This window comes from Elusimicrobiota bacterium, assembly GCA_016180815.1.
Lineage (GTDB): Bacteria > Elusimicrobiota > Elusimicrobia > JACQPE01 > JACQPE01 > JACPAN01.
The window spans coordinates 101950-128918 of sequence record JACPAN010000002.1 but is presented as its reverse complement, the minus strand read 5'-3'; the positions used below and the strand labels follow the sequence as shown (position 1 = coordinate 128918).

Here is a 26969-nt window from a genome sequence, read left to right as displayed (position 1 = left end):
GGCCTAATAAAAATTAGGTCTTTAGTTTTCTAACGAAGAATCAACGAGCGGCCGTCCATGCCCGGAGGCTGAGGCAAGCCGAGCAACTCAAGGATGGTCGGAGCGATATCGCGCAATCCCGCGTCTTTGTCTTGACGAAGCTTGAGATTTTGATTCGGCTTGGTCCATAAAATAAAAGGCACCACGCTCATCGTATGAGCGGTATGGGGCGCACCCTGCTCGTCTTTCATGCGCTCGGAATTCCCATGATCGGCGGTAATGATGACGGCGCCGCCTAATTCTTCCATTTTGTTGATAATGCGGCCCAGGCATTGGTCCACGAAACTACAGGCTTTGACCGCGGCGTCGAACACGCCGGTATGCCCGACCATATCCGCGTTGGCAAAATTACAGACGGCGACAGGGAACCTGGGCAATGCTTCGATCAATTTATCCGTAATAGCGCGGGCGGACATCTCCGGCGTCTGATCGTAGGTGGCGACTTTAGGCGAAGGAATCATGATGCGCTCCTCATGGGGCAGCGGCGCTTCTTTGCCGCCGGAAAGGAAATAAGTGACGTGGGCGTATTTTTCCGTCTCAGCAATACGCAACTGAGGGATTCCTTTCTCCTCTAAAATCTCAGGCAAATTCGCAGGCCGCTCGCCCCCATTGGCTGATTCCGGCGGAAAAGCCACGGGCGCGCCCAGCGTCGCGTCGTAAAGAGTCATGCAGGCCAAATGAACGTCGGGCCGCCGCCCCCGGTCGAATTCCTGAAAACCCGGATCGGTCAGGGCGCGGGCGATTTGCCTGGCGCGATCCGCCCGGAAATTATAAATGACGACCGCGTCCCCATCTTTGATTACGGCCGTAGGGCCTTGGGCGCCCATAATCACGACGGGTTCGATGAATTCATCCGTTTTCCCGGCAAAATAATTGTCGCCCACCGCAGCCGCGGGATCGCGGGCCTTGACGCCTTCACCCAAGACAACGGCGCGGTAACCCTTGGCGACGCGTTCCCAGCGCTTGTCCCGATCCATAATCCAATAGCGCCCCATCACAGTGGCGATGCGCCCGATGCCCAAGGTTTCCAATTCTTTCTTAAGCTTTTCAATATAGCCCTTGCCTGTCTTAGGCCCCACGTCGCGCCCGTCCAAAATGGCATGAATGGCCAATTGATCGCGGCCGAGCCCACGCTCCTTGGCCAAGCGAAGCACGGCCATCAGATGCTCCCAATAACTATGTACGCCGCCGTCGGAGGTCAGGCCCATGACGTGGAGCGTTCCGCCGGTTTTCAAAACGTGCGCGGCCGCATTGCAGAGAACCGGATTTGAAAAAAACCGGCCTGAGCGAACGGCGGCCGTGATGGCCGTGGACAATTGAAGAACATTGCGCCCGGCCCCGATAATCGTATGGCCGACTTCGGAAGAACCGATTTGCCCCTCCGGAAGCCCGACCCACTGTCCGGAAGCGTGCAAAAATGTATGAGGGTAGGAACTCCACAAACGGTCATAAACGGGTTTAGGCGCGTGAGCGATGGCATTATCCTTGATGTCGGGACGCCAGCCCCAGCCGTCGAGAATGACCAGCAGCGTTGTGTTCATTTTGTCGCGAGCGGCCGGCCGCGGGCCGCATACCCGAACACGCGATAAAGAAGCTTGGCCGCCGCAAATTCCGAAACAACCTGGCCTTTCAACGGAGCCAGTTCCATCAAATCAACGCCCACGACCTTGCGATGATCAAAAACCGCTTTGAGCAAATCGAGCAAATCGTACCAGCCCAACCCACCGGGCTGCGGCGTGCCCACGCCCGGGATCACGGAAGGGTCGAGGCCGTCTAAATCGATCGAAATATAAACATGCTCGCCTAAATGCTCGATGATGCGGTTGATCTCGGTTGCCAGCCGGCGGCAGCGATGCGCATCGAATAAAGCCAACGTCCGGTTGTCTTGAATATAACGCGCTTCGGTAACGTCCATGCTGCGTATGCCCACCAATGCGGTCACGCCACGTCCCCCAGCCGAATGACAAGCCTCGATCGAACGCCTCAGCGCGCAGGCATGGTTCCAAGGCGTGCCCTCATAGCTGTCTCTTAAATCCGCATGAGCGTCTATATAAAGGATGCTTAAATCAGGGTAGACGTCTTTCATCGCATTGACCGGCGCGAATGTAATCGTATGTTCGCCGCCGACCGTGGCCACGAATTTGCCGCGTTGAGCCAATTCGCGCACGACCGATGAAGTTTTCAAGAGAAATTCTTTGGACTCCACCCTGGGCGTAGGTTTCAGCGGCTTGATCGTGGCGATGCCATGCGAAAAACCGATTTCTTCGGAAAGCTCCTCATCATAAAATTCAAGCTGATGGCTGGCGGCCAACAGTTTGGAGGGACCGTGCACCGTGCCTTTGATATAAGACGTGGTCCGCTCAAAAGCCACGGGCACCACCGCGAATTTGGCTTTATCGAGATCGCAATGAGGAAACGGGAGGCCTAAAAAATTCTGTTTTTGGCCGAGAACGGGGACGTAGCTTAGTTTCTTAGTTTTCATTAGTTTTCCATTAATAACTAAGAAACTAAGCTACGTCCCTAACGTCCTAATCTCCGAGAACGTAGCCGAAAATCAGCGGCGCCACCAGCGTCGCGTCCGACTGAATCATGAACCGCGGGGTTGTGGGCGAAATTTTATACCACGTGATCTTTTCATTGGGAACCGCGCCGGAATAGGAACCGTAAGAAGTGGTCGAATCGCTGATCTGGGCGAAATAGCCCCAGAGAGGAGCGTTTTTCTTCTTTAAGTCCTGCAGAATGAGCGGAACGGCGCAAATGGCGAAATCCCCGGCGATGCCGCCGCCGATCTGGAAAAATCCGATCGAAGTCTCCTTGACGTTTTCCAAATACCAACGCACCAGGTGTTCCATGAACTCGGTGCCCAAACGCATGCAGGCATGCGATTTGATTTTCCCCTCCATGACGCGAGCCGTGAAAAAATTGCCCAATGTGCAATCTTCCCAACCCGGCGTATAGATAGGGATGCCTTTTTCATACGCGGCGTAAACCCAAGAGTTCTCAACCGGGGCATGAAAATGCTTCTGGATCTCCCCGCGATCGAAAAGTTGGTAAAAATATTCCCAGGGGAAATAACGCTCTCCCTTGGCCGCGGCGTCCGCGCACAGGCCCAAAATCAATTTGCGTTCAAAAATTCGCATTGCTTCCTCGGGGATGCAGGTATCCGTCACCCGGTTAAAGCCCTCATCCCGCAAGGCCAGTTCGGCTTCCGGCGTCAAATCGCGGTAATTGGATAGGATTTTATAGTCATCGTGGGCCATCAGGTTAAAAATATCCTCCTCCATGTTGGCGGCGGTGGAAGAAATGGCGTGAATTTTTCCTTCCCGGATCATCCGGGCCAATGAAATGCCCAACTCGCCGGTGCTCATGGCCCCGGCCAGGGCCAAAAACATTTTGCCCCCGTCCTCCGTGTGTCTTTTAAACGCGCGGGCGGCTTCGAGCGTTTCCCTGGCGTTGAAATGTTTGAAGTTGGCCTCCATGAATTGGCCGACGCTTCCCAACGCCACTTTCTCTTTAGTCATCGTGCTTGACGTCATCCTTCCTCCAATCGTTGCCGCTCAACTAAGGGATCAATACCGCAGCCGCCACCACGCTGGTCCACTTACCCCCAAGACCGACGGCGGACTGAGTGACATTCGTCGTTTTGAAAATTTTGCCTGAGATTTTCCAGATCTCCCTCTGTTCATCCCACGAAGCGTCTTTATTGAAATCAATGCCCAAGGTCGTCGCCAGCATTTGCGCGGCCAAATCCTCGCAATACTCGCTGGCTTGTTCTTCGGTTTCCCCGTAGCTGTGATGCTCGGAAAGATACCCGTACTGGGCTTGGTCCCTGGGCAACGCCAAGCCCACGGATGCGGCGACCAGGCGGTGATTTTCGTTGGTCTCGCTTCTGGCTAAAACAACGTGAACGATTTGGCCGGGCTTGAGCCTGGCCAAGCCTTTGCTGGTCGGTAAAATTTTACAGTGCGGCGGAAAGATACTCGACACGTGCACCAGATTGAACTGGGCGATTTTGGCGTCGCGCAACGCCTCCTCGAACGACGACAACCGTTCCCTGTGGCGGCCAACGCCTTTGGTCAGACAAATGTAGCGAGCGACATCACGCGGCACTTGAAATACCTCCCCACCCGTTGAATTTCAAATTTAAAATTTGAAATTCCAAATATTGCGCTTTACTTACCGCAACACAAAATTTTTTTTGCATCGTGCGGAAATTCTAGCAACTGTTTTCGACGGAGACAATCTTTTTCTATCAATTTGGGATAATCAACCGATGTCGAAAAAGAAAAAAGTGGCGCTGCTGGGCGTCCCCATGGATTTAGGCGGCAATCGCCGCGGCGTGGATATGGGGCCCAGCGCGATCCGCATGACGAAACTCTCCGAGCAAATTCAAGAAATGGGCCGGCAGGTCCAGGACTGGGGCGATATCGACGTGCCCATCCCGGAGGAACGCAAACCAGGCGACGCCAAAAAAAAATACGCCGCCGAAATTTACAAAGTCTGCGAGCGCCTGGACAAACGCGTTCACCGCGCGCTCAATGAAGAATTCATGCCCGTAGTTTTAGGCGGCGATCACAGCCTGGCCATGGGTTCGGTCTCCGGAGCGGCCAAATATTTCGATCAACAAAACAAAAAATTGGGGCTGATCTGGTTCGACGCCCACGGGGACATGAATACGCCGCAGTCCACGCAATCGGGGAACGTGCACGGCATGCCCTTCGCGCATATCATGGGCATGGGCGATCCCAAACTGGCCGCCTTAGGCGGCATCAAAGGGAAAGTCCTGCCTCAGAACGCCTGCTTAATCGGCGCCAGGGACATCGACGATCGCGAAAAAGCGATGATCGCGCAATCGCAAATCAAAGTTTTTACCATGAAGGAAATCGACCGTTTCGGCATCTCCAAAGTCATGGAAGAGGCCCTGTCTTTGGCCGCCAACGGCACGGGGGGCGTTCACCTCAGCTACGACATCGATGTCATGGACCCGGCCCTGGCTCCGGGCGTGGGCACGCCCAAACGAGGGGGGCTGAGCTACCGGGAAGCGCATTTGGCCATGGAGCTGCTGGCTGATTCAGCCATGATTTGCTCGATGGACATGGTGGAAGTCAATCCGATCCTGGACGTCAAAAACTCGACCGCCGAATTAGCGAGCGAGCTGATCCTCTCCTTATTAGGGAAACGAATTTTTTGAGAACTACCGGCCGGCTTTAACGGTTTTTTTTACAGCCGCAGACTTGGGTTCCTTTGAGGCCATGTAGGTCAACAAATCCACGACCCTGTTCGCGTAACCCCACTCATTGTCATACCAGCCGAACACATTGACTAACGTGCCGTCAATGACATCGGTGAGCGTCGAATCGAAAATACAGCTTGAGGGATTGCCCTGGAAATCTTTGGAGACCAGGGGCAATTCGCTGTACGATAAATAACCTTTCAGGCGCGAGGATTCGGCCGCTTGACGGAACATTTCATTGACCTCGACCTTGCCCGTGGCTTTGGCCACGTGAGCGGAAAGGCTGACCATGGAAACGTCGGGGGTCGGAACCCGGACCGCCATGCCGTTTAATTTGCCGGAAAGCTCCGGCAAAACAAGCCCGATGGCCTTGGCCGCGCCGGTGGTCGACGGAATCATGGACAGGGCCGCGGCACGGGCCCGGCGAAGATCCTTATGCGGAAAATCAAGGGTCGGCTGGTCGTTGGTGTAGGCATGAATCGTCACCATGTAACCTCGATTGATGGTAAAAATTTCATGCAGCACTTTGGCCAACGGAGCCACGCAATTCGTGGTGCAGGAGGCGTTTGAGACGACTTGGTGTTTTTGGGGATCATATTGATCTTCGTTGATGCCCATACAAACCGTAATATCTTCGCCTTTGGCCGGCGCCGAAATCACGACCTTTCTGGCTCCGGCTTCCAAATGCCCTTTGGCTTTTTCGGCCTCGGTAAAACGTCCCGTGGATTCCACCGCATAATCAACGCCCAGTTTTTTCCAGGGAAGTTCCTTGGGTTCCTTCACGGAAACGATCTCAACCTGGGAATCATTGACTTTAATAAGATTGCCCTCGGCTTTGACTTTGCCGGGGAAGCGGCCAAACGTGGAATCGTATTCAAAAAGGTGGGCCAAGGTGGCCGCGTCCGTCAAATCATTGACCGCAACCCATTGCAGGGCATCCGTTCCTTTGCGGGAAAGGGCCGCGCGCAAAACCAGGCGTCCGATTCGTCCAAAACCGTTAATCGCTACCTTAATAGGCATTTTTGATGTCCTCCTTGATCTAAAACCATGTATTTATTTTAGGACATCTGAAACTTCAAATAAATCTTCGTCGGAAAAAACAGCCTTCAAAGGCGCAGCAGCCGGTTGTCAAAATGCCTATTGACAAAACCGCGATTTGCCTGTTAATGACTAATTAGCCATGTCTAAGGGATACTGGAGAGAGAGAACGGCAGGCCGCAAGGCGGCCACTTTTTTCTTATTAAACGCCTTCATCGCTTTATCGGCGCATCATGCCTTATCCGACGTCATCACAGCGGACACGAATTTGATCACTAACGGCTCGGTTCTCGCCATTGTTCGTTCGGGCAATACGATTTATATCGGCGGGAGTTTCGATTATGTGGGTCCTTATACCGGCGGCGGCGTTCCCGTCAGCGCGGCCTCAGGCTCCTCGGATTCGACATTCCCCAAAATCAACGGGAATGTCTTAGCCGCAACCGCCGACGGTTCGGGCGGATGGTATGTCGGCGGCGACTTCACCGCCATCGACAACAACTCAAGTTATAAATACCTGGCTCATATTGAATCCGACGGGACTCTGGACACGACATGGAAACCGGAGCTCGACAGCGACGTCAACGCTATTGTCGTCAGCACAACGGGAATCGTTTATATCGGAGGACTATTCACTACGGCCGGAGGCTTGCTCAGAAACGCCCTGGCCGCCGTTCAAGAAAACAGCACGGGTTATGTCACGGCTTGGAATCCCAATCCCAATGGCACTGTCTTCGCCTTGGCCATCGGCTCAAACGGCCTTGTTTACGCAGGCGGCGATTTCACCACCATCGGCGGCGCAACGCGCAATCGTTTGGCGGCTTTATTCCCCAATTTAAATTCAAGCAACGCAACATCCTGGAATCCCAATGCGGATAACACCGTCAACGCGCTGGCGATTTCAACCAACGGCGTTTATGCCGGCGGTTACTTCGGCACCATGGATAACTTGCCGCGAAATTCCTTGGCCTTGATCCTGGAAAACACGACGGGATACGTCCACGCATGGGACCCAAATGCCAATGACGTGGTGCGCGCCCTGGTAATCGCCAACAACATCGTTTATGCCGGCGGTGATTTTACGACGCTCAACGGCGCCTGGCCCTTGCGCGATCGCTTAGCCGCCATTGTGGACGGATCAACCGGCTATGTCACCCTGTGGGATCCGGATATGAGCGACCGCGTCCACAGCCTGGCCTATTCAAATTCCATGATTTACGCCGGAGGAATTTTTGAAAACGCCAACAACGGGAGTCTGCCCGTATCGAGGTTGGCCGCGATTAGGGAAAACACCACCGGATACGTTGACACTGTCTGGAATGTCGCCGGCGGCGGCGAAGCCGATGTCCTGGCTGTCGGCGGCTCTAAAATCTATATAGGAGGCCAACTCAGCAGCGTGGGCGGAAAAATCAGAAACCTGCTAGCGGCTATTGACGCCACGACGGGCGATCTCACGACCTGGGATCCCAACGCCAGCACTCCCGGCGCCCAAGTCAACGCTTTGGCCGTAGGCAACGGGGTCATTTACGCCGGCGGCACGTTCCTGCATATCGCGGGCATGGGCCAGGCTCGTTTGGCCGCCATCCAGGAAAACAGCACGGGTTATGCCACGATTTTCAATTCCAGCCCCACGAGCACGGTCAATACCATCGCGGTCAGCAATAACCTCGTTTATGTCGGCGGCTTATTCAACGGCGCAGGCAGCATCGGCGGAGCGAATCATATTAGGAACCGTCTGGCCGCGCTTCAAGAGGGAAGCACGGGTTTTGTGACATCCTGGAATCCAAATATGTGGAGTGATGTCAATGCCCTGGTCGTGAGAGAACCGCTTGTTTACGCAGGCGGCGATTTCACAACCGTCAACGGTTCCGGCGCAGGATCCATGGCCATTGTCCGCTTGGCCGCCATACAAACAGGATCAACGGGATACGTCAATCAATGGAATCCCAATATGAACGGCGCGGTCAACGCTTTGGCTTATGCCAACGGCATTATTTATGCCGGCGGCGCATTTACCACAGCCGAAGGCGGAACCGTATCTAGAAACCGCTTGGCCGCTGCTATCGAAGGATCCACAGGTTCTGTGGTCACAACTTGGAATCCTAGCGCCAGCGACACAGTGAACGCTTTAGCAATCAGCAGTTCCACAATTTTTGCCGGCGGGAGCTTCACCAGTGTCGGCGGGCAAGTCAGAGGCCGCTTAGCCGAACTCTACACTTCCAACGGACAAGCCACGGCCTGGAATCCCAATCCCAACGGCACTACGGTCAGAAGCTTGGTCATGGGCAGCTCCAAGCTCGATGCCGGCGGCGATTTCACGAAGATGACGGCTAAGCCTAACCAACAACGCTACGCCCGATTTTCAGTCACCACCCCGGCGTCCGCGCCAAGCACGCCGAGCTCATTGGCCGGCGCCGCCAACGGGATTTCTTCGATCACCTGGAGTTGGAGCGATTTAAGCGATGAGGAAGGCTTCCGCATCGTGCAATCCTCCGGAGGCATCATCAACCTTGACGCCAATACCACATTTTGGGTTGAGTTGGGTCTTTCCATCAATACGGCTTATTCGCGTCAAGTAGCCGCGTTTAACTCTTCCGGCGGCTCGACCTCCTCGGTGGTCACGGTTTATACGATTTCCACCGGCCCGGTTGCTTTGGCGGCCAGCAATGTTTCTTACAATTCCCTCACCTTAAGCTGGGGCGCCAACGGCAATCCTTCGGGAACCCGCTACGTGATTCAGGCCGCAACCTCCACTGATTTCATGGGCAGCGTTTCAACCATCGTGGCCCTCTCCGCCAATTTGACGGATACCACGAAAGCCCTTTCCGGTCTTCTGCCCAATAACCCCTATTCCTTTAAAATCTTGTCCTTCAACGGCGACAGCCTGCCTTGCCCCACCTTGGGCGGACCTTCGACCTTGGCTAACACCGGCAATCCTCCCGCCGCTTATTTGATTTCCGTGGCCACCGTAGCCATCACCAATACGCAAAGCTATGTGCTGGCTTCCTCGGACAATTACACGCGCGCGTTGATTCCATCGGGCGTCACCTACCCCGGAGGATTGACCAGCGGCTCGATCGCGGTTTCGACCACCCCCCTCCTCTTTAATTTGATCGCCAGCACCACGGCCATCACCAACGCCAACAGCAATTTGGGCGCAGGACAAAATTTATTCACCAACAGCATGCGTGAATTCGTCTTCTACGGACCGTCGGGAGGCCCCAGAACGGAAAATTTCTCGTCGAACGTGACCATCATCATCCCGTACAAAGACGTCAATCAAGACGGGATCGTCGACGGCTCCAGCCCCGAGCTTGAAGAACAAAGCCTGGTCGTTTACAGGCTCAATGAGACCACGCAACGCTGGGAATCGCTGGGCGCAGGCACCATCGACACCACGAGCAATACGATTTCCATCGGCGTCGAGCACTTCAGCGTTTATGCGGCCGGCGGTTCGCCCGCAGCATCGGCCTTAAACACGATCAAGGTTTACCCCACCCCCTGGAGAATCGGCTCAGGCGACAAATTCGACGCCACCAAACTCACCTTCGAAGGCGTGACCACGAATGCTACGCTGCGCATTTACACGATTTTCGGCGAACTGGTGGAGGATAAAACCATCGAAGGCACGGGCGGCAAGCTCTTGTGGAACGGCATCAACACGGCCGGGCATCCCGTCGCTTCCGGCGTCTATCTCTGGCGCATCACGAACCCTGAAGGCGAGGCCAAGCAGGGAAGGCTGGTTCTGGAGCGATGACCAAGTCCGGGTACCCGCACGGCGGGTGGATGCCGATCACCCTGGCCCTGGCCATGCTGGCCTATCTCTGTTTCCCCCTGTCCGCAGCCGACAGGGGACGCTCCACCGGCAATCTCCTGCTGATGGGAGGCAATGCCCGGGCCTACGGCTTGGGCGAAGCTTACGGGGCGCTTCCCGATTACCGCGCCAGCACTTTCTACTATAACCCGGCCGCTGTTTCCGCCGGCCGCCATACGTCCATCGACCTTTTGCACGGCCCGCTCATTGACCCTATTTTTTATGATTCCGTGGCCGGCGTCATCCCCGCGGGTTCGGGCGGCCTCGGATTCGGCGTGCAATACCTCTCCTACGGAACCCTCGAAGAAATCGACAACACCGGGACGAAGACAGGCAGCAGCTTCGCGCCCAAAGAAACGCTCGGCCGCATCGCTTACGGCACCGTCATCCATCAGAGCCATTTAAGAATCGGCGTCGCCGCGCAATTTTTATCCTCGAAATTAAGCGCCACCAAATCAACGGTGGCCGGGGACATAGGTTTGCTCTACATTTCCCACGACGGCTCGCTCGGGATTGCCTATCAAAATTTCGGCAACGGGCTGAAATTCGTCAAAGAAAGCAGCCCCCTGCCCACTCAATTGCGCATCGCCGGCGCCAAAGAGGTGCCCAACTACGACGGAACATGGATCAGCCTCGCGGCCACTATTCCCAATAAAGGCGACCCCGACTTCTTCGGCGGCATCGAGCTTCATCTCAACGCCGGGCATGAAACCATTATTTCCCCCCGCGCCGGCTACAACACAAGGGGATTGAGCGCGGAATTGGGCTCCAATGCCAATTACAGCGTGGGTTTGGGCTTCGAGTTCTTCAATTTAGGCGTGGATTACGCCTACAATCCTTTGGGCGATTTGGGCAACACTCATCGCGTTTCCCTTTCCTATAAATTCCATCACCACAAGCGCCGGCGCGACCCGCACGTCGATGAAGACAACCCCAGCGAAACACACAAGGAGCACGAGCACAAGCACAGCGAACACCCGGATATTAAACGCCAAGCCGAACCCAAACCCCAAGCGGCTCCCAAAGACGTCCTGCCGGAAGACCCGGAAAATCGGTATTAAACCGATTAAACGGCCATCAACCTAACTCTACTGTAAGACATGGCTTAAAAAGGGCAGTCATTCCGGCGAAAGCTGGAATCCAGGTGCTTGAATCTGCAATTAAATCGAGAATTTCGGGCCTGGACACCGGCTTTCGCCGGTGTGACGGTAGTAAATGAGTTATGTCTCACAGTAGAGCTAAGCGGCTAACGCGAAGCCGATCACTTTGCGCGCCCCGGCTTGGCGCAGAGCCGCGGCCGCTTCATGAAGCGTGGCGCCTGTCGTCGACACATCATCCACAAGAAGAAAACTTTTTCCCTGCGCCGAACCCGGCTGCAAAGCCTCGAAAGCGCCGCGCACATTCGCCCGCCGCAGGCTTTTATCCGTCAAGCTCATCTGGGGTTTTGTCCTTCGGCTGCGGCGCATCAAGCCCTTCTCCAGCGGCTTGCCGATATGTTCGGCGACCGCTTGACCGATAATCTCGGCTTGATTGAATCCCCTTTCCCTTAAGCGCCAAGAATGAAGCGGCACGGGCGCCACGGCATCAACCATGGACTCAAGATTAAACCCGCATAAATGACGGCGCAAAGCCGGCTCCAGCGCCTCAAAAATCCAATCCTTCTGCTGGTATTTGATTTTGTGAATGAGGGTCGTCAGCGGTTCGCTGCCATAAGGTCCGAAGCTAAAGAACGCGTCGAGCGACCCCCCGCCCGAGCGCCGGCTGACATGCTCTTGACGCGCCGCCTCCAGCTTGACCTCGCAACTTGGACACAGGCGGCGGGGATCGGCGCGAAACCCTAAATAAACCTCGCAGCCGGCGCAAAAAGAAGGAAAAAAGAAATCAAGCGCGACCCTAAAACTGGAAGACCACTTGCCCATTGAGCGAGTAAGTATAGAAATCTTGGTCTTTGAGCACTTTATTTTTGAACATGCTGACCCCGGACCCCAGTCCGGCGCGTAAATTTTTTCCGATTTCAAAATCGCCGTTTAAGTTCCAGTTCCAGGTTTCCGTATTCGTCTGCTCCACGTTCAGGAGCGAAGATTTCCGGTCCAGGCTTAAATCCGAGGTTAAAATAACGCGATTGGTGAACGTCAACCGCTTGGAAGTAAACGGAAGGCCCAAACCCGCGGGCAGGCTGAAATCGCCGCGAACCCCGACGGAAGGATTGATGGTTTTCTGATCCTGGGTCAGGCGGTCCGTGGAATCCACGGCCTTGGCGTCGGCATAGCCGAATTTATTCGTCAATCGCCAAACGCTCCAGTTAAAACCCACTTGCAGGGACAAAGTTCGCGCCAGGGCGTCGCTGGTCTTGATTTGCGTCAAAAGGTTAAAGGCCCGGCTCTGAGTCTCAGAATAGCTGGTCGTAAAATCGTAACGCTGCCAAGCCACGAAATGAAAATCCCCGCCGGTGTTGATGTCGACTCTTTTGTCGATACCCACGTTTGACTGCAGGCGCTTGCTGAAACGCGTAGTCAAAGACGTTGAAGACATCCAGCCGTGCGTCCTGATGATGCGCTCGATTTGAGACAGGGAGACGGTCAAATCCGGAAAGCTCAAACTCAAACTCTTGCGTTCGGTGCCGGTAGTTTCCGAGCGGTCCAGGGATCGGGCGTAATTATTGCCGATGGATAGGGTCGCCAGGGGATTTTGCGGCCAAATCGCGATAAACGGCGTCCAGCGCGAATTGACGCTGATCGAATCCCGCAAGGTGAGCGTCGTGCGCCGCGCGCCCGGATTCTCAACTTCCAACGGCTTGCGGACCCAAAGCTTGTCCCCGGCCTTGAATCCGCGGATCACGTTTTCGTACGCGTCGCCGTCCGTGGTCTGAAAATTCACGTAATGATTGAAAGCCCTGAACAAGCGCCACGTCGGAACAATGCGCGCGAAATCGAAATTCTGCGAAATGGAAAGGCTGGACTGGCGGTTGATGCTTTTTAAATCCCCGCGAACAAACTGCCCCGGGACTCCGGCCAGGGTGAAGGAGGCGCTTTCGACCCTATGGCTCTCTTGAATCGTGCTCGTGAAGCTGGCCGTAGGCTCAAACCAGGGGAATAGGCGCAAGGTCGCGGTCACACTCGCGTTTTGCGAACGCGATTTTGGGTAATTCTGCTTGGTGATCGTGTCGTCCGCGTTAAGAACGTCCCGCCGCTCGTTCGACGTCGACAAGCGATAATTGGGCGACAAACCCACTCGATTGTTGAAAAAACCAAAGGACATGGACGTCGCTACCGTGTCCGTGATCTCCCTCAAATCATCGGAACCCTTCAGGCGGTCGTCCTTATGAAAGAAAACCTTGGACAATGTCCGCGAAGCGCTGTTGGACCACGATTGGATGAATTTAAGCCCCAGAGGAGCCGGCCACGACAGCGACCCGGACTGGGTTTCGTTCTCGTCGATTCTTCGGATATTCTTGTTGTCGGTCCGATTCTTGGAGGCGGCCCAGGAAACGGGCGGCAACAACGGCAAATCAAGGCTGCCGCTGCCGCTGACCGACTCTTTTTCGACCCGGCCCTCGGAAAGCTGGGAAACCAAGTTTGATCCCGTTTGAATGACGCTGGGCGTTAAAACCACCTCGCGGCTGCCGGAAACGCTCAACGGCATGAACGAGAGCCGCGTGAAGTTTAGATTGGCCGTCCGCTGGCTCAACCCTTGGTTGAGAATGGCCTGACCCGGACTCTCAAAATCCTGGTTGTAAGATTTATAGGAGAACCCCCAAGTCATCCAGCGGGGCAGGTTAAAATCCATGGACAAATACTTGGCGACGCCTTTTTTATCCCGCGGTTCGAGCATGAAAATATCGTTGAGCCAGACCTCGTCGTTGATCGCCGGAGCGCCGGCGGGCAAAATAACGCCGGCCACCATTTGCGTGACGTTCGACAAATTGGGGTTTCCCGTGACGCTCACGCCCACGCCCAACTCCGAACGATTCTCAGGAAAAACGTCGTCGACATTGCCGTCCTTGTTTCGATCCTCCAGCCGGATCTTGAACAAATACCATTGCCGGTTCACATTGCCCTGGCCAAGGGGAACGCGGTATTCATAGTAGTCGCCGGCTGAGCCGAACTGGAAAAAGAAGCTGGTGCCCGCCGGCAGCGTGGTTGCCGGACCGTTGAAAAAGAACGCCAGAACCTTATGGCTCTGAAGATTGACGGGGCGCACGAAGGACAGCCGCGTATTGACCGATCCCGGCGATCCGCCGGTGGGTGAGAAATTTTGCAGCGAAATCCTCAACGCCTGCTCGCGTCGCCGCCGCTGCGTTTGCGCAGCCAAGCCGCCGGGCCCAGACTGATTGCCGCCGTAAAGCTCGTCAAAAACCGTTTGGGTCTCCCCGCCCGCTGAGTAAAGGGGTTGATACCCGATATCATCCACATTGTTGATAGGGCCGACCCGCACCGTTCCCGACGAGGAAACCAGCGCCGGGCGCTCCCAGCGGCTGCCCGCAACCCCGATCCTGCCGATGCGCACCGAGCCCATGGTCTTGCCTCCGGGGCGGCGCTTGAGCGTAACCCTCAAGGCCTTGATGCTGACCCACTGGCTTTGATTAGAGGACGTGACGCCCAAGGATACGGCCGTGCTTCGCCATGTGTCGAAATCAACGACGCTCGAAGTGGAGCCGGCCACCAGCCCGAAGCGCCCGCCGATCAACGGGTCTTCGCTGTCCAAGCGGCCGTTTCGATCCAAATCTTCGCTGTCCAAGCGGCCGTTTTGGGGGCCGATTTTTTCGGTCGTCGCATCCGGGTTGTCGTAGGTCCAACCGATATCTTCGCCGAAGTTCAAGCCTCCGTCGCTGTTGACGTCTTCGGTGTCGAGCCGGCCGTCGCCGTCCGCGTCCTCGTCAACGCGGCCGAGATGAAAGGAAATTTCCGGGCCGTCGTTGGAAGTCGTATCCCCGATCAAGGCCAGCTCCAAAAACTCTTTATTTGAAAAATCAAGGCCGATCGGAGAAAACAAAAATTGCACGCTGGCCGCGCTGGAGGCGCTAAAATCGTAATTTAAACGGAGCACTTCCTGGGTATCGTTGTCGCCGACGTCCGCGCCCGGGTTGATGGCTTTGATGCGCTCGCTTTCAGCCGAAAGAGAAACAGTCCCCAGCTTGGCCGGCGTATTGCCCGGAGGATTGGCCGCGGGGAACCAAAATAAAGGCTGCAAAACCACATTGTCTTCGATTTTGATCCCTTCCATGGATTCGATCAGCGCTTTCTTGAAGGTGTTCGGCGAGCGCAAGCTCTGCGCGATTTCACCGTGGAGACTGCTGGTAAACGGCACCATGGGCAGCTTCAAGGAATCCATATGAAGATCGCCCTCGTAAATGGAGTAGCTCGTCGGCAGCGACCGGATGTCCGGGATCGTAGCCGGCTTGGCGGCCTGCTGGAGCAAGATCGAGGAGCCCATGGAGAGCTTGCTCATGGAGAAAGAGCCCAGCTGCACGTTCTTGAGTAAGTCCAGCTCGCCCCGGGCGCCGATCAAGGTTTCGGTCAAACGCGAACCAAACGGAGCGACTTCGTAAGTCACTTCGATCTGGCTATCGGGCCTGATGAGTTCTGGCCTCAGAAACGTCAAAAAGCCCGAATCATAATCAATGAAATAGTCCAGATCGCGGGTCATCAATTGCCCGTCCCGGTACACTTTCTCCGACTGCAAAACCATGTTGGGCTGCAGGATATAGGTCTTCAAAACGAAACGGATTTCAAAAGCGAAGAGGTATTTCGAAATCGGCGTGGGCAAATAAACCTCCGCGTCCGGAATCGGGGCCGCCAGTTGGAACGTGCCCTGCTCGAAGTCCACCGCGATTTGATCGGGATATTTGATCCCCAAAGTGCCGGAAACGTCTTTTCTGCTGCCGTTTTCCAGCAGCTTCAAGATAAAACTGCCTTTGCCGTCGTCTCTTAAAATCTTATTGCGGCGGAAGGAATAAAACGTTTTCGCCTCGCGCCGGTAACCCGTTTCATTGGTCGCGTCCGCGATGGGAAGATCGTTGTCCGTCTTGATAATCTTAGGCTTGCCGGTGCCGGATAACGATGAAAGCTGCTGACCCGATGCCGTGATGTAATTGACCGCGATGATCGCATTGGGAGCCTGGGAACCGGTAAAACGCAAGATGCCGTTTTGATGGTCCACGACATAATCCACCCCCGCGATCAAAACATCCATTTTCCCCGAATATGTCGATGAGGGCACCGCAAAATCTTCGACGCCCGTCTCTTGCGCGTTGGAGTCGTTCGTCGGGTTCCTGTCGTCGCGGAAAACCACGACGCTGCCTGCTTTTAACGGCAAATGGGTTTGAGAAAACGCCAGGTTGTAATAGGTCCGGCGAATATAATCCGTGTCCTTGATGTCCCCCGACTCGAATTGATATTGCCCGGAGAATCGCTTGATGGCGAATTGGCCCTTGGTTTGGCTGCCCACGACCATCAGGCGCGCGCGCCTGAAATCAAACTCGCCCTTGATGCCGAAGAGCTGCTTGGAATAGGACGTGAACTGCGTCTGGGGAAGATTCAGCGTGATGTCGCCGAAGGAAATCTCTTTGACCGTTTCCCCGGGCGCGCCCTTGTACACGATGGAGATATCTCTTTTGTTTTCCTTGGTGTCGTCGTAATCTACGTTGACCATGACCCGGTCCGACACATTGCCGCTGATTCTTAACTGCAGTTCCTGCCTGAGATCGAACGTGGGTTTGGGTTGAGAGCGCGGCCTCAAGGGATGGGGCGCATTGGTGAATTTCTTATTCTGGATATTGAGCGCGATCAGCTTGCGGCCGGCAATGGAAACCTTCCCTTCCCAGGCCGGAATTTCAAGCTCGGGAGGCCTGGGCCTGGGGGTTGCGGCAGGCAGGGCGAGCGGGACGGAAATCGCCAAACGCTTGGCGATTTCCACCTCTTCGTTTTCAAAGGCCGTCAGCGCGCGCTCTTGAAATTCCACTTCTTTCCTGGCCTCATGATAAAGACGGTGCCTGAGACGCAAAGGCCTAAAGCGCGCAATGAAGTCTTCCCAGGGCACGGCTTCCTCTTCGATCACTTCCTCCTCGATGGGGTATTTCAAGCTGGGCAAAATGGGTTCGCCGGATTTTCTGGGGAAGATGACGAAACTCGCGCCTGGGGAATACATGCGCTCGACCTCTTCCATCAGCCAGGGGTCTTCCAGATGGGAAGCGAGCGCCTTGACGGAAAAAATTCCCAAAACCGCCAACAGCGCGGTCCTAAAAAATACCTTAAGGACCTTACGAGACAAGCCCTCTCCCTCCTGTCATACGCAGGCGCAATAATACCTTCTTCAGCCAGGTGGCCACTATCATTGGCTGAAACATAATAAGGCCTCCCCCTAGGGGAGGCGCGCTACCTATAGTTTTATGGAAACAACCCGGAAATGCAATAAAATCATTTGGAAATTGAAAATCTTTTTCTACGCGTTCCTAAAAGAGTGGCTGGGCAACTTTTGCCTGGGAATCGGTATTTTCAGCCTTTTTTTCTTTTTTGCCGAATCATCAAAAATTTTTGAATTAGCCCTGTTGGTCGCAGGCAGCAGCCTCTCGGTTTTTCTGGGCTCGCTTGGCTACCTCTACGCCCAATACTGGATGACCGTGGCCGGATTCATCTGCCCCATGGCCTTGCTCCTGGGCATTGCGCTGACCATGGCCAGGCTTCACGAAGACAATGAGCTGATCGCCTTGGAGAGCCTGGGAGCGGCCGTCCACAAACACCTGCTGGCGCTCTTGGCTGTTCTAGGCGCTGTTCTATCCGCTTGTCTTTTCCCCCTGATCCACCACGCAGGACCATTGGCCCGCCTGCATTTGAAACGATTCGCCTATGAAGGCCGGGATATCGCCAAAAATTTCAGGGTGGAGCCGCAAACCTGGATTGATTTGGGCCGGACTCAAATCTTCGCCGAAGAGGTAACCGGCAACCGTTTAAACAAAGTGGTCATTTATTCGAGCCGGGATCAAAACGCATCCAATGCGGAACAAAAATTTCCCTATAAAGTCACCGGCTCAAGCGCGGTTTACCGGATTCAAGAAGACGCCGAAGGAAAGCCGGGGCTTTTCCTGCGGGTGTTCTCAGGCAAATTGGATTATCCCGACCTGACTGAGCCCGGCAACCTGACCACCTGCTCCTTTGCCACTTATGAAAACACGCTCCCCTTGCTGCCTCCCGCACAACACGAATTATCCCCCAGAGAGATGGTCAGCCGCGAACTTAAAAAGGCGGCCGGCGATTCCCTGCAGCATCGCTTGGAGCTTGAATCAAGGCACGCGCTGGCTATTTCTCCCCTGGCCCTGGCCTTGGCCTGCGGCTTGGTTACGGTTAAATTACGCCGGCGCTCCAAAGGCTTCGGTTTCGGCCTGGCCTTGGCCATGCTGGGGGCTTATTGGCTTCTCCTTGTTCTGGCCACCAGCGTTAAAGAGCCCTGGATGGCCAACCCGGCTTTTCTCTCGTTAAGCTGGCTCTTGTCCCTGCTGTTGGCGCCATGATCAACCGGCATCGTTTCCTTTACGACCGGCATCTGATGAAAGAGTTGGTCTTTCAATTCACCCTATGGTGCGGCTTTTTCACGATTCTTTTCGTTCTTTCCGTATTCCTGGAAAAACTCGACGTTTTTATGAATCACAAGGCGACGATCGGCGCCATCGGCGCTTACTTCGGATGGCAGCTTCCCTTCTGGATTTGGAAAGCCGCTCCGCTGGCCTTTTTGGGGAGTTCCTTGACGGTTTTAGACGACGCGCACCGCACCGGAGAATTGACCGCCTTGGAAGGCCTGGGGATCAGGCCGGCCCGGATTTATCTGCCGTTGATCGCCGCGGCTCTGCTGCTGAACTTGGCCGGATTATGCGGCGTTGAATCCAGGGCGCCGGTTTTCTACCGGCAAGCCAAGGACTATTTAAAAACGGTGATTCAAAAAAAGAACAAACCCTCAGGGCCTCTCGAAAATTTTGTCGCGAAAGGCCGGGAAGGGCGCTATTTCGCTTTCGCATCGTTCGACCCGAAGGACGAAAGCTTCCGGGATTTCTGGCTGGACGAATGGGATGGACAGCGCCATGTGCGCGAGGTATTCGCCAAACGGGGACGCTTCGACGGTAAACGCCTGCTGTGGATGCTTGAAGAGGTCGCGGAACACGCTTATGCCCCCGGACAAATAGATGACACGCAGCCCGGCGCCGTTACCACCAACATCACGTCCAGGCGCATTTTGCAGCTCGATGAAACGCCCGGCGACCTGCTGCCCTGGGCCTGGAGTCCGGATATGATGACTGTGCCGGAGCTGACCGAAAACCTGAAAATCATGCAGCAACGCGGCTTGGCGCACAGAAATCTTCTGACCGAATATCATGCCCGCTGGGCCTGGCCCAGCTCGTTTCTGATCATGGTCATTCTGGCGATTACGGTATTAAACGTCCTGCCTAGGAAAATTTTTAAGGGAAAACTGGTTTTATTCGGGATAACGATCGTTTTAGGATTGGCCTATTGGTTCGTCTTAAACCTGTCCAAGACCCTAGCCGGGCACGGCCTGATTCATCCCCTTCTGGCGGCCTGGGGGCCGCATCTCGTTTTTATTGCAGCGGCTCAAGCGACACGCTCTCCAAAACTTCTTGGTAAATAACCTGATAGGCGGCTTCTAGGGCCTATCGCGTCGTACAGGCATTCCCCGCAGCCAATCTGACCACATCACGGTCAAGACGGCATGCTCGCTCACGCAATTCTAAGTTGACGCCGCAATCTCTCATACGCAGCTCCGCCCGGAAGCCGTCCCATTGACTATCGCTGTCGCAGCGAAAAGAACTCCGTCTGGCTTTTTTAGCCTCGGCTTTATCAAAAATTTTCTCCATATCTTCAATGGCCATGGAAATAATTTGCAGCTTCGCTTCCACGTCAGCCATATTAATCTCTTCACCCTCAAGTCTTGGACCCATCGTTTCCCTATCCAATTCCTCCGTCTGGACCTTAAATTCATCGAGAGAACTCCGGAAATTTCTCCAAATAGTCCTTGGAACATACCAAAAACCGCCGACATGCCTTTCACTCAACCTGCTTTCGAGGTTTTGACACTTGTTATTAAGACCTTCGGCGTTCTCGGGCGCGTTATCTCCAAGACGATCTCTTAGGACAACCAGCAGAGCGGTACAACCATGGCTCACATCACTCTGGGCAGCTTCTATAGTATCGCCTTCCACATCAACGGTCTGTACGGCAAACACATTGCCTAATCCGACAAAACTCATCAGCACGCTTAAAGTGACCCCCCTGATGGCATCTCTGTTTCTCATGCTAGTCCTCCTCCCCAACCGTAATTCAATTTCTCCCCTACCTATGATTTAACAGGGGTTCCCTAAAAAATCAATAGGTAGTAAGGAGACCCTTTGTGCGCGGCTTTTGACGATTGGATGACCCCGGTTACGGGAGGCAGGATTTAAAAAGCCTGTTTGAGACCGGATGAAAACAAAAGCTTGGGTTGGGTTAATTTCTGGACCTGATCCAAAGTGACGCCTTCGGCGAGTTCTTTGACTGCAAGGCCTTGGGGCGTCACTTCCATGACCGCTAATTCGGTGATGATTAAATTCACCACGTTTTTGCCGGTCAAGGGCAAATTACATTGATTGACGATTTTAGGCTGGCCGTCTTTGGTGGCGTGTTCCATGGCGATGATGACTTTTTTAGTGCCGCAGACGATGTCCATGGCTCCGCCCATGCCTTTGACCATTTTCCCCGGGACAATCCAATTGGCCAAATCCCCGTTTTGGGCGACTTGCAGCGCGCCTAACACCGTGACATCCAAATGCCCGCCGCGCACAATGCCGAACGAGTCTACGGAACTAAAATAGGAGCAGCCTGGGAGCTCGGTGATGGTTTCCTTGCCCGCGTTGATTAAATCAGGGTCTTCTTGCCCCTCCCAAGGGTAAGGCCCGTAGCCCAACATGCCGTTTTCCGTGTGAAAAGTGACGCGCACGCCATCGGGAATGTAATTCGCCACCAAGGTGGGCAAACCGATGCCCAAATTAACGTAATCGCCGTCTTTTAACTCTCTGGCGGCCCGGCGCGCGATTTTTTCCCGAATATCCATCAGACTGTCGCTGTTTCCCTCTTTCTGACCGTCCGGCGTTCGATGGGTTTCTCATAACGCTCGCCTTGGAAAATACGCTTGACGAAAATGCCGGGCGTATGGATTTGATCGGGCGGGATTTGCCCGATCTCGACGAGCTCCTCGACCTCCGCGATGGTGACTTTAGCCGCGGTCGCCATCATGGGATTGAAATTCCTGGCTGTTTTTCGGTAAACCAAATTTCCGGCCTTATCCCCCTTCCAGGCGCGGATAAAGGCGAAATCGGCCTTTAGCGGCTTCTCCAATACGAACCAGCGCCCGTCGATTTGCCGGGTTTCTTTGCCTTCGGCCACGATGGTGCCGTAGCCCGTAGGCGTAAAAAAACCGCCGATGCCCGCGCCCCCGGCGCGGATGCGCTCAGCCAAAGTCCCCTGCGGCGTCCATTCCACGTCCAGTTTCTTATCCAAAACCAAACGCTCGAAATGCTTGTTTTCCCCGCCGTAGGACATGATCATTTTTTTGACCTGGCCGTTAGCGATGAGAATCCCCACGCCGTATTGATCGGTCCCGGCATTATTGCCGATCATGGTGAGGTTTTTAACGCCCTTGTCCCTGAGGGCGTGCAGCAAATTTTCCGCAATGCCGCAAAGGCCGAAGCCCCCCGCCATGATCACGGCGCCGTCGGCGATATCCTTGACGGCTTCTTGGGCGGATGAGACGGTCTTGCCCACGTTGAACCTGCGCGCTTAAGTTCCCAACTCCCAGCTGTTGAGGTATTTTTCCTGCTCGTCGCTCAAGGTATCGATGGAAATGCCCAACGTCTTGAGTTTGAGCGCGGCGACCTTCTTGTCGATCTCTTTGGGAACATCGATGACCTCGCGGCCCAAGGCTCCGGCTTTCTGTTTTAGGTAAACGACCGAGAGCGCCTGATTGGCGAACGACATGTCCATAACCGAGGACGGGTGCCCCTCGGCGCAGGCCAAATTGACCAAGCGGCCTTGGCCTAGGACAAAAACGCGGCGTCCGGTTTTCAGGAGATATTCCTCAACCAGGGGCCGCGTTTCCCGGACGGATTTGGTCATGGTTTTCAGCGTCTTCAAGTCGATTTCAACGTCAAAATGCCCGGAGTTGGCTAGAACGGCGCCGTCTTTCATCAAAGCGAAGTGTTCTTTGCCCAATACCGTGGTATTTCCCGTGACCGTGACGAAAATGTCGCCGATCTTGGCGGCTTCTTTCAACGGCAACACGCGGAATCCGTCCATCACCGCTTCCAGAGCGCGCACCGCGTCGACTTCGATCACAATGACCTGGGCGCCCATGCCGCGAGCGCGGCTCGCCACGCCGCGGCCGCACCAGCCGTAGCCGCACACGACGAAATTCTTGCCGGCCAGTAAAAGGTTGGTGGCGCGGATGATGCCGTCAACCGTGGATTGCCCGGTGCCGTAGCGATTGTCGAAAAAGTGCTTGGTGTCCGCGTCATTGATGGCGATGATGGGATAGCGCAGTTTCCCGCTCGCGGCCAAGGACTTCAAACGGATCACGCCCGTGGTTGTTTCCTCTGTGCCGCCCATGGGCGGACGCTCCCCGTGCACGCCGTTTTGATGAATCAACGTCACCAAATCAGCGCCGTCGTCCATGGTGATTTCAGGCTCGATCGCAAGCGCCTTCTTGATGTGACGGTAATAAGCGTCGCGGCCCACGCCGCGCACAGCGTACACGTCAATGCCGAAATCCTTGACGAGCGAGGCCGCCACTTCATCCTGCGTCGAGAGAGGATTGGAGGCGCACAGCGCCACTTTGGCGCCGCCTTCTGAAAGCGTCCGCATCAAATTCGCGGTTTCCGCGGTGACGTGGAGGCAGGCGGAAATGTTCATGCCCTTCAACGGCTTGGATTTCCTCAACTCCTCGCGGATGCTGGCGACGACCGGCATGCCCCGGTCCGCCCACTCGATTTTGTTGAAACCGGCTTTGGCCAGCTTTAAACTTTTAACTTCTGATGACATCATTTCCTCCTGATAATCCTTAAATCAAGCCGCGACTGCGGCTGCTTTGGCCGAACGATGATTCGAATGGCCGTTTTTGACGCCCAACGTTTCCCGCAAAGCCTCGACTTTGTCCGTCGCTTCCCACGGAAACTCCGGACGGCCGAAATGCCCGAACGCTGCAGTCGGCCTGAAGATCGGCCGGCGCAGTTTGAGCTGATTGATGATCCCATTGGGCGTCAATGAGAAAACCTTGCGCACCACTTGAGACACGCGCTCTTCGGAAAGTCCGGGAAGCCCTGTTCCCTGAAAGTCGATATGCACGCTCACCGGCTCGGCCACGCCGATGGCATAGGCCAAGGTCACATAAACTTTCTCCGCCAGCTTGGCGGCCGCGATATTTTTGGCGATGTAACGGGCCATATAAGCCGCGGAACGGTCCACTTTTGTCGGGTCTTTTCCCGAGAAGGCCCCGCCGCCGTGAGGCGCGATGCCGCCGTAAGTGTCCACGATAATTTTGCGCCCGGTCAACCCGGTGTCGCCCGCCGGGCCGCCGATAATGAACTTTCCGGTGGGATTGACCAAAATGCGCGTTTTAGGGTCCAATAATCTCGGCCCTAACACAGGCAGAATAACGGCCTCGATGATTTCTTTTCTGGCTTTTTCGGTAATTTGGCGTCCCGTCTTATCCAGAATCTCATCCGTATGCTGCGTGGATAAAACCACGGTGGTGACTTTCAGCGGCTTGCCGTCCAAATACGTGACCGACACCTGGGATTTGGCGTCCGGGCCCAGGTATTTCAAAACGCCTTTTTCGCGTACCTCTTTCTGGCGGCGGATCAGCTTATGAGAAAGCATGATGGTCAAAGGCATCAATTCCGGCGTTTCCTGGCAGGCGAAGCCCACCATCATGCCCTGATCCCCGGCCCCGCCCGTATCCACGCCTTGGGCGATATCCGGCGATTGTTTGCCGACCACGTTGAGCACCGTGCAGGTTTCCGGCGTCACGCCGAAACGCGTGTCCGTGTAACCGGTGTCTTTGAGAACTTTATGGACGATGCCTTTGACATCGACGTCCGCCTTGGTCGTAATCTCCCCGCCGACGACGATCAACTGAGAAGTGGCGAAGGTTTCGCAAGCCACCCGGCCCGTGGGGTCCTGCCCCAACACCTCGTCTAAGACCGCGTCTGAAATCTGATCGCAGAGTTTATCCGGATGGCCCGGACCTACGGATTCGCTGGTTAACTCATAGTACCCTTTGGACATATGTCGTTGTTCTCCTTATATTTTGATCGCCTATTGCGGATTGGCGCTTAACACAGCGCCTTCGAAAAAAGCCATGTTTTCCTTTAAAACGGCCCCGTCAGCCAACACGCATCCGGAGACGCGCACGCCCGCGGACACTTTGACTTTTTCCCACAAAATCGATTCATCGATCACCGCGCCGCGGCTGATATGGCAGCCGTCGCCGATGACGCTATACGGCAGGATTTTAGCGGATTTTTCAACGGTTACGCCACGGCCGATGGCGACCGGCCCTTCGATGGACACGCCGCTCCCGATGCGGGTCTTCTCCCCGACCCAAACGCCCGGCTCGATTTCTTCCCCCGGAATCTTGACGCGGGTTTTGCCGTCTAAAATATCCTTGTGGCAGCGCCGGTATTCCTTCAAATTGCCGATATCGCACCAATAGCCGTCGAGCACATAGCCGTTGACGACCTGGGATTCGGCCAAAAGCCTGGGGAAAAGTTCGCGCGCAAAATCAAAAGGCCCGTCGCCGGGAATCCAGTCGAGGATTTCCGGCTCGAACATATAAATGCCGGTGTTGACATAAGGGGCGAAGGCCTCGCGCCAGCTCGGCTTCTCGATTAAAGTCGTCACTTGATGGGCGCCGTTTAATTTCACCAGCCCGTAATCAAAACGCGCGTCCACCTGAGCCAAGACCACCGTGGCGATGGCGCCGCTTTTGCGGTGATGCATTTCAAGCTCGTTGATGTTGAGTTCGGAAACGCCGTCGCCGGATAAAACCACGAAGCTGTCTTTTTTAAAAAAATCCTTCAGCGGCGCGATGGAGCCCGCTGTTCCGCGCAATTTTTTCTCTTGGGAATAGCGAATCCCGATATTCCACGTTGTTCCCTTGCCGACGTATTTTTTAATCAGATCGGAATGAAACCAAAGATTAACCGCGGCATCTTTGATCCCTGCGTTAGACAACTTGTCCAAGACATGGCCGATATTGGGCCTGTTGACCACGGGCACCATGGGCTTGGGCCTATCCAGCGTCAACGGGCGCAGACGCGTCCCTTCGCCGGCGGCAAGAACCATGGCTTTCATGGGCTATTTGGAACTCAGTTTCGTTTTCGCCCAGCCTGAAGCCAAGCCCAGCAGTTCGCGCGTCATTTTCTTCGTCGCGGACTCCGCGTAAATCCTCACCAAGGGCTCGGTGCCGGAGGGCCGCAGCAAAAGCCAGCTGCCGTTGTCGAAAAACGCCTTCAACCCGTCGATCATCACTTTTTCCTTCAGCCGGTAGCCGCTGGACTCAAGCCCGGGCAAAAGCTCGCTGACCGCGGCCTCGCGAAAGGCGTCCGCCTGAACGGTCTCGCTTAAATGAAGATCAAAACGCTCGTAATAAGAAGGACCGAATTCCTTAAAAATGCGCTCAACCAATTGACTTGGCTTCAAGCCCAATTCCAGCAGCAGTTCCACCATCAGCAACGCATTGGCTGAGCCGTCGCGATCCGGCAGCAAGCGGCCCAGAGCATAGCCGCCGGATTCCTCGCCGCCTAAAAGAACGTCGCCGGCAACCATGCGTTCCGCGATGTTCTTAAAGCCCACGGGAACCCAGGCGAAAGGAAGGCCGGCTTTGCGGGCCACGCGCTCCCCCAGATACCCCAAAGAAACGCCCTGGACGATTTCGCCGCGATTCTTTTTATGCAGGGCCAGGTAATACGCGTACATCGGGAAAACCGTGGTCGGGGCCAGATAATTGCCTTTGTCATCCACCAGGCTGACACGATCACCGTCGCCGTCTAAAGCCACGCCCAACAACGCCTTCGACTTTTTAACCAGCGTTTTCAACTCCCCCATATTTTTCTCAATGGGTTCGGGAGCGATGCCGCCGAATTCCGGATCCCTCTCTTTGCGCCTAGCCACGATGGAGCGCTCGCCCAGCGCCTCCTCAAGAAATCCGGCTCCTGAGCCATGAAGATAATCAACGGCGATTTTTTTACCTCTCAGCTTCGAGCGCACCCGAACCGCCATTTGCCTCAAATAGGAAACATATTCCCGGCGCAAAGTGCCGTCGGCCAAGCAACGGGTTTTGGGAAGCTCCTCCGGCGCCTGCAGCGTCAAAAATTCGATTTCTTTGGTCATACGCACCGGAGCCGAAGCGCCGTCGGGCGTTTTAATCTTCAAACCGTTATGCGTCGGCGGGTTATGGCTGGCCGTGACGATCAACGCATAAGCCTTGCTCTTCTTCGCCAAATAAGAAAAAGCGGGTGTCGGCAAAATATCGTTGGCCAGGCGCGTCTCGATGCCGGCGCCCGCGGTCACGGACGCGGCCTCTTCCGCGAATTCTCGCGAAGCGAAACGCCGGTCATAACCCACGAAAACCGCTTTGCCGGGGGCATTTTTCTGCATCCAATGGCCCAGGGCCCAGGCGACTTTCCTCACGTTGGCGAATGTAAATTCTTCCGCCATCACCGCCCGCCAGCCGTCCGTGCCGAAACGGATGGGGCTCTTGGGCGCCCGATGCTCCGGCGATTGGCTCACGCGTTCCACGACCTCCATGAATCCC

19 protein-coding genes are annotated in these 26969 nt (G+C 55.3%); 5 read left to right on the top strand and 14 right to left on the bottom strand.

Features of this window, described 5'->3' with window-relative positions; translation table 11 throughout:
- Window positions 1-29: 29 nt before the first annotated feature.
- From HYT79_00620 to HYT79_00605, 4 genes are read right to left on the bottom strand one after another with little or no spacing between them, the layout of a single operon-like run.
- Complete coding sequence (locus HYT79_00620; protein MBI2069081.1) at window positions 30-1580, bottom strand: 2,3-bisphosphoglycerate-independent phosphoglycerate mutase; 1551 nt, start codon at window positions 1578-1580, stop codon at window positions 30-32.
- On the bottom strand, window positions 1577-2521 hold the full coding sequence (speB, locus tag HYT79_00615) for an agmatinase (GenBank protein ID MBI2069080.1): 945 nt from the start codon (window positions 2519-2521) through the stop codon (window positions 1577-1579). The genes HYT79_00620 and speB overlap by 4 nt, the downstream gene beginning before the upstream one ends.
- Window positions 2522-2567: 46 nt before the next feature.
- On the bottom strand, window positions 2568-3560 hold the full coding sequence (locus tag HYT79_00610) for a deoxyhypusine synthase family protein (protein ID MBI2069079.1): 993 nt from the start codon (window positions 3558-3560) through the stop codon (window positions 2568-2570).
- A 40-nt stretch (window positions 3561-3600) separates the two neighbouring features.
- On the bottom strand, window positions 3601-4125 hold the full coding sequence (locus HYT79_00605; protein MBI2069078.1) for an arginine decarboxylase, pyruvoyl-dependent: 525 nt from the start codon (window positions 4123-4125) through the stop codon (window positions 3601-3603).
- 187 nt (window positions 4126-4312) lie between these two features.
- Here HYT79_00605 and rocF point away from each other — a divergent pair, with 187 nt between their 5' ends.
- On the top strand, window positions 4313-5230 hold the full coding sequence (rocF, locus tag HYT79_00600) for an arginase (protein ID MBI2069077.1): 918 nt from the start codon (window positions 4313-4315) through the stop codon (window positions 5228-5230).
- Between the two features lie 3 nt (window positions 5231-5233).
- On the opposite strand, the gene gap is transcribed toward rocF, so the two are convergent.
- Entirely contained in the window at window positions 5234-6292 is a 1059-nt protein-coding gene (gap, locus tag HYT79_00595; protein MBI2069076.1) for a type I glyceraldehyde-3-phosphate dehydrogenase, read from the bottom strand.
- A 160-nt stretch (window positions 6293-6452) separates the two neighbouring features.
- Between gap and HYT79_00590 the strand changes: the two genes are divergently transcribed.
- Together HYT79_00590 and HYT79_00585 are read left to right on the top strand one after the other, a co-directional pair.
- Window positions 6453-10064: a fibronectin type III domain-containing protein gene (locus HYT79_00590; GenBank protein ID MBI2069075.1), complete on the top strand. Its 3612-nt coding sequence runs from the start codon at window positions 6453-6455 to the stop codon at window positions 10062-10064.
- Window positions 10061-11182: a PorV/PorQ family protein gene (locus HYT79_00585; GenBank protein ID MBI2069074.1), complete on the top strand. Its 1122-nt coding sequence runs from the start codon at window positions 10061-10063 to the stop codon at window positions 11180-11182. The genes HYT79_00590 and HYT79_00585 overlap by 4 nt, the downstream gene beginning before the upstream one ends.
- 177 nt (window positions 11183-11359) lie before the next feature.
- Here the strand turns inward: HYT79_00585 and HYT79_00580 are convergent, their stop codons facing one another.
- Both HYT79_00580 and HYT79_00575 read right to left on the bottom strand, forming a co-directional pair.
- Window positions 11360-12040: a ComF family protein gene (locus HYT79_00580; protein MBI2069073.1), complete on the bottom strand. Its 681-nt coding sequence runs from the start codon at window positions 12038-12040 to the stop codon at window positions 11360-11362.
- On the bottom strand, window positions 12015-17390 hold the full coding sequence (locus HYT79_00575; protein ID MBI2069072.1) for a hypothetical protein: 5376 nt from the start codon (window positions 17388-17390) through the stop codon (window positions 12015-12017). The genes HYT79_00580 and HYT79_00575 overlap by 26 nt, the downstream gene beginning before the upstream one ends.
- 157 nt (window positions 17391-17547) lie before the next feature.
- Between HYT79_00575 and HYT79_00570 the strand changes: the two genes are divergently transcribed.
- Window positions 17548-18627: an LptF/LptG family permease gene (locus HYT79_00570; GenBank protein MBI2069071.1), complete on the top strand. Its 1080-nt coding sequence runs from the start codon at window positions 17548-17550 to the stop codon at window positions 18625-18627.
- Entirely contained in the window at window positions 18624-19754 is a 1131-nt protein-coding gene (locus tag HYT79_00565) for an LptF/LptG family permease (protein ID MBI2069070.1), read from the top strand. Before HYT79_00570 ends, HYT79_00565 begins: the two co-directional genes overlap by 4 nt.
- Before the next feature lie 22 nt (window positions 19755-19776).
- Here HYT79_00565 and HYT79_00560 read toward each other — a convergent pair whose 3' ends face one another.
- The 7 genes from HYT79_00560 to HYT79_00530 all read right to left on the bottom strand — a co-directional run bounded on the left by HYT79_00560 (window position 19777) and on the right by HYT79_00530 (window position 26953).
- Complete coding sequence (locus tag HYT79_00560) at window positions 19777-20418, bottom strand: hypothetical protein (protein ID MBI2069069.1); 642 nt, start codon at window positions 20416-20418, stop codon at window positions 19777-19779.
- 143 nt (window positions 20419-20561) lie between these two features.
- Window positions 20562-21212 (bottom strand): CoA transferase subunit B, encoded by a 651-nt coding sequence (locus HYT79_00555; GenBank protein ID MBI2069068.1) that lies wholly within the window; start codon window positions 21210-21212, stop codon window positions 20562-20564.
- Window positions 21212-21922 carry a CoA transferase subunit A gene (locus HYT79_00550; GenBank protein MBI2069067.1) on the bottom strand — a complete coding sequence of 237 codons (711 nt, stop codon included), beginning with the start codon at window positions 21920-21922 and terminating at the stop codon, window positions 21212-21214. Before HYT79_00550 ends, HYT79_00555 begins: the two co-directional genes overlap by 1 nt.
- Before the next feature lie 15 nt (window positions 21923-21937).
- Window positions 21938-23194 carry an adenosylhomocysteinase gene (locus HYT79_00545; protein ID MBI2069066.1) on the bottom strand — a complete coding sequence of 419 codons (1257 nt, stop codon included), beginning with the start codon at window positions 23192-23194 and terminating at the stop codon, window positions 21938-21940.
- Window positions 23195-23218: 24 nt separating this feature from the next.
- Window positions 23219-24439, bottom strand: a complete 1221-nt coding sequence (locus tag HYT79_00540) for a methionine adenosyltransferase (GenBank protein MBI2069065.1) — start codon at window positions 24437-24439, stop codon at window positions 23219-23221.
- A gap of 30 nt (window positions 24440-24469) precedes the next feature.
- Entirely contained in the window at window positions 24470-25507 is a 1038-nt protein-coding gene (locus HYT79_00535; protein MBI2069064.1) for an NDP-sugar synthase, read from the bottom strand.
- 3 nt (window positions 25508-25510) lie between these two features.
- Window positions 25511-26953, bottom strand: a complete 1443-nt coding sequence (locus tag HYT79_00530; GenBank protein ID MBI2069063.1) for a phosphoglucomutase/phosphomannomutase family protein — start codon at window positions 26951-26953, stop codon at window positions 25511-25513.
- Window positions 26954-26969 lie beyond the last annotated feature (16 nt).

Bases quoted from the DNA above. Each gene is read 5' to 3' on its own strand.
- HYT79_00585 (MBI2069074.1), top strand. From the start codon at position 10,061: ATGACCAAGTCCGGGTACCCGCACGGCGGGTGGATGCCGATCACCCTG.
- HYT79_00545 (MBI2069066.1), bottom strand. From the start codon at position 23,194: ATGTCATCAGAAGTTAAAAGTTTAAAGCTGGCCAAAGCCGGTTTCAAC.
- rocF (MBI2069077.1), top strand. From the start codon at position 4,313: ATGTCGAAAAAGAAAAAAGTGGCGCTGCTGGGCGTCCCCATGGATTTA.
- HYT79_00540 (MBI2069065.1), bottom strand. From the start codon at position 24,439: ATGTCCAAAGGGTACTATGAGTTAACCAGCGAATCCGTAGGTCCGGGC.
- HYT79_00560 (MBI2069069.1), bottom strand. From the start codon at position 20,418: ATGAGAAACAGAGATGCCATCAGGGGGGTCACTTTAAGCGTGCTGATG.
- speB (MBI2069080.1), bottom strand. From the start codon at position 2,521: ATGAAAACTAAGAAACTAAGCTACGTCCCCGTTCTCGGCCAAAAACAG.
- HYT79_00555 (MBI2069068.1), bottom strand. From the start codon at position 21,212: ATGGATATTCGGGAAAAAATCGCGCGCCGGGCCGCCAGAGAGTTAAAA.
- HYT79_00610 (MBI2069079.1), bottom strand. From the start codon at position 3,560: ATGACTAAAGAGAAAGTGGCGTTGGGAAGCGTCGGCCAATTCATGGAG.
- gap (MBI2069076.1), bottom strand. From the start codon at position 6,292: ATGCCTATTAAGGTAGCGATTAACGGTTTTGGACGAATCGGACGCCTG.
- HYT79_00535 (MBI2069064.1), bottom strand. From the start codon at position 25,507: ATGAAAGCCATGGTTCTTGCCGCCGGCGAAGGGACGCGTCTGCGCCCG.
- HYT79_00580 (MBI2069073.1), bottom strand. From the start codon at position 12,040: ATGGGCAAGTGGTCTTCCAGTTTTAGGGTCGCGCTTGATTTCTTTTTT.
- HYT79_00590 (MBI2069075.1), top strand. From the start codon at position 6,453: ATGTCTAAGGGATACTGGAGAGAGAGAACGGCAGGCCGCAAGGCGGCC.
- HYT79_00565 (MBI2069070.1), top strand. From the start codon at position 18,624: ATGATCAACCGGCATCGTTTCCTTTACGACCGGCATCTGATGAAAGAG.
- HYT79_00620 (MBI2069081.1), bottom strand. From the start codon at position 1,580: ATGAACACAACGCTGCTGGTCATTCTCGACGGCTGGGGCTGGCGTCCC.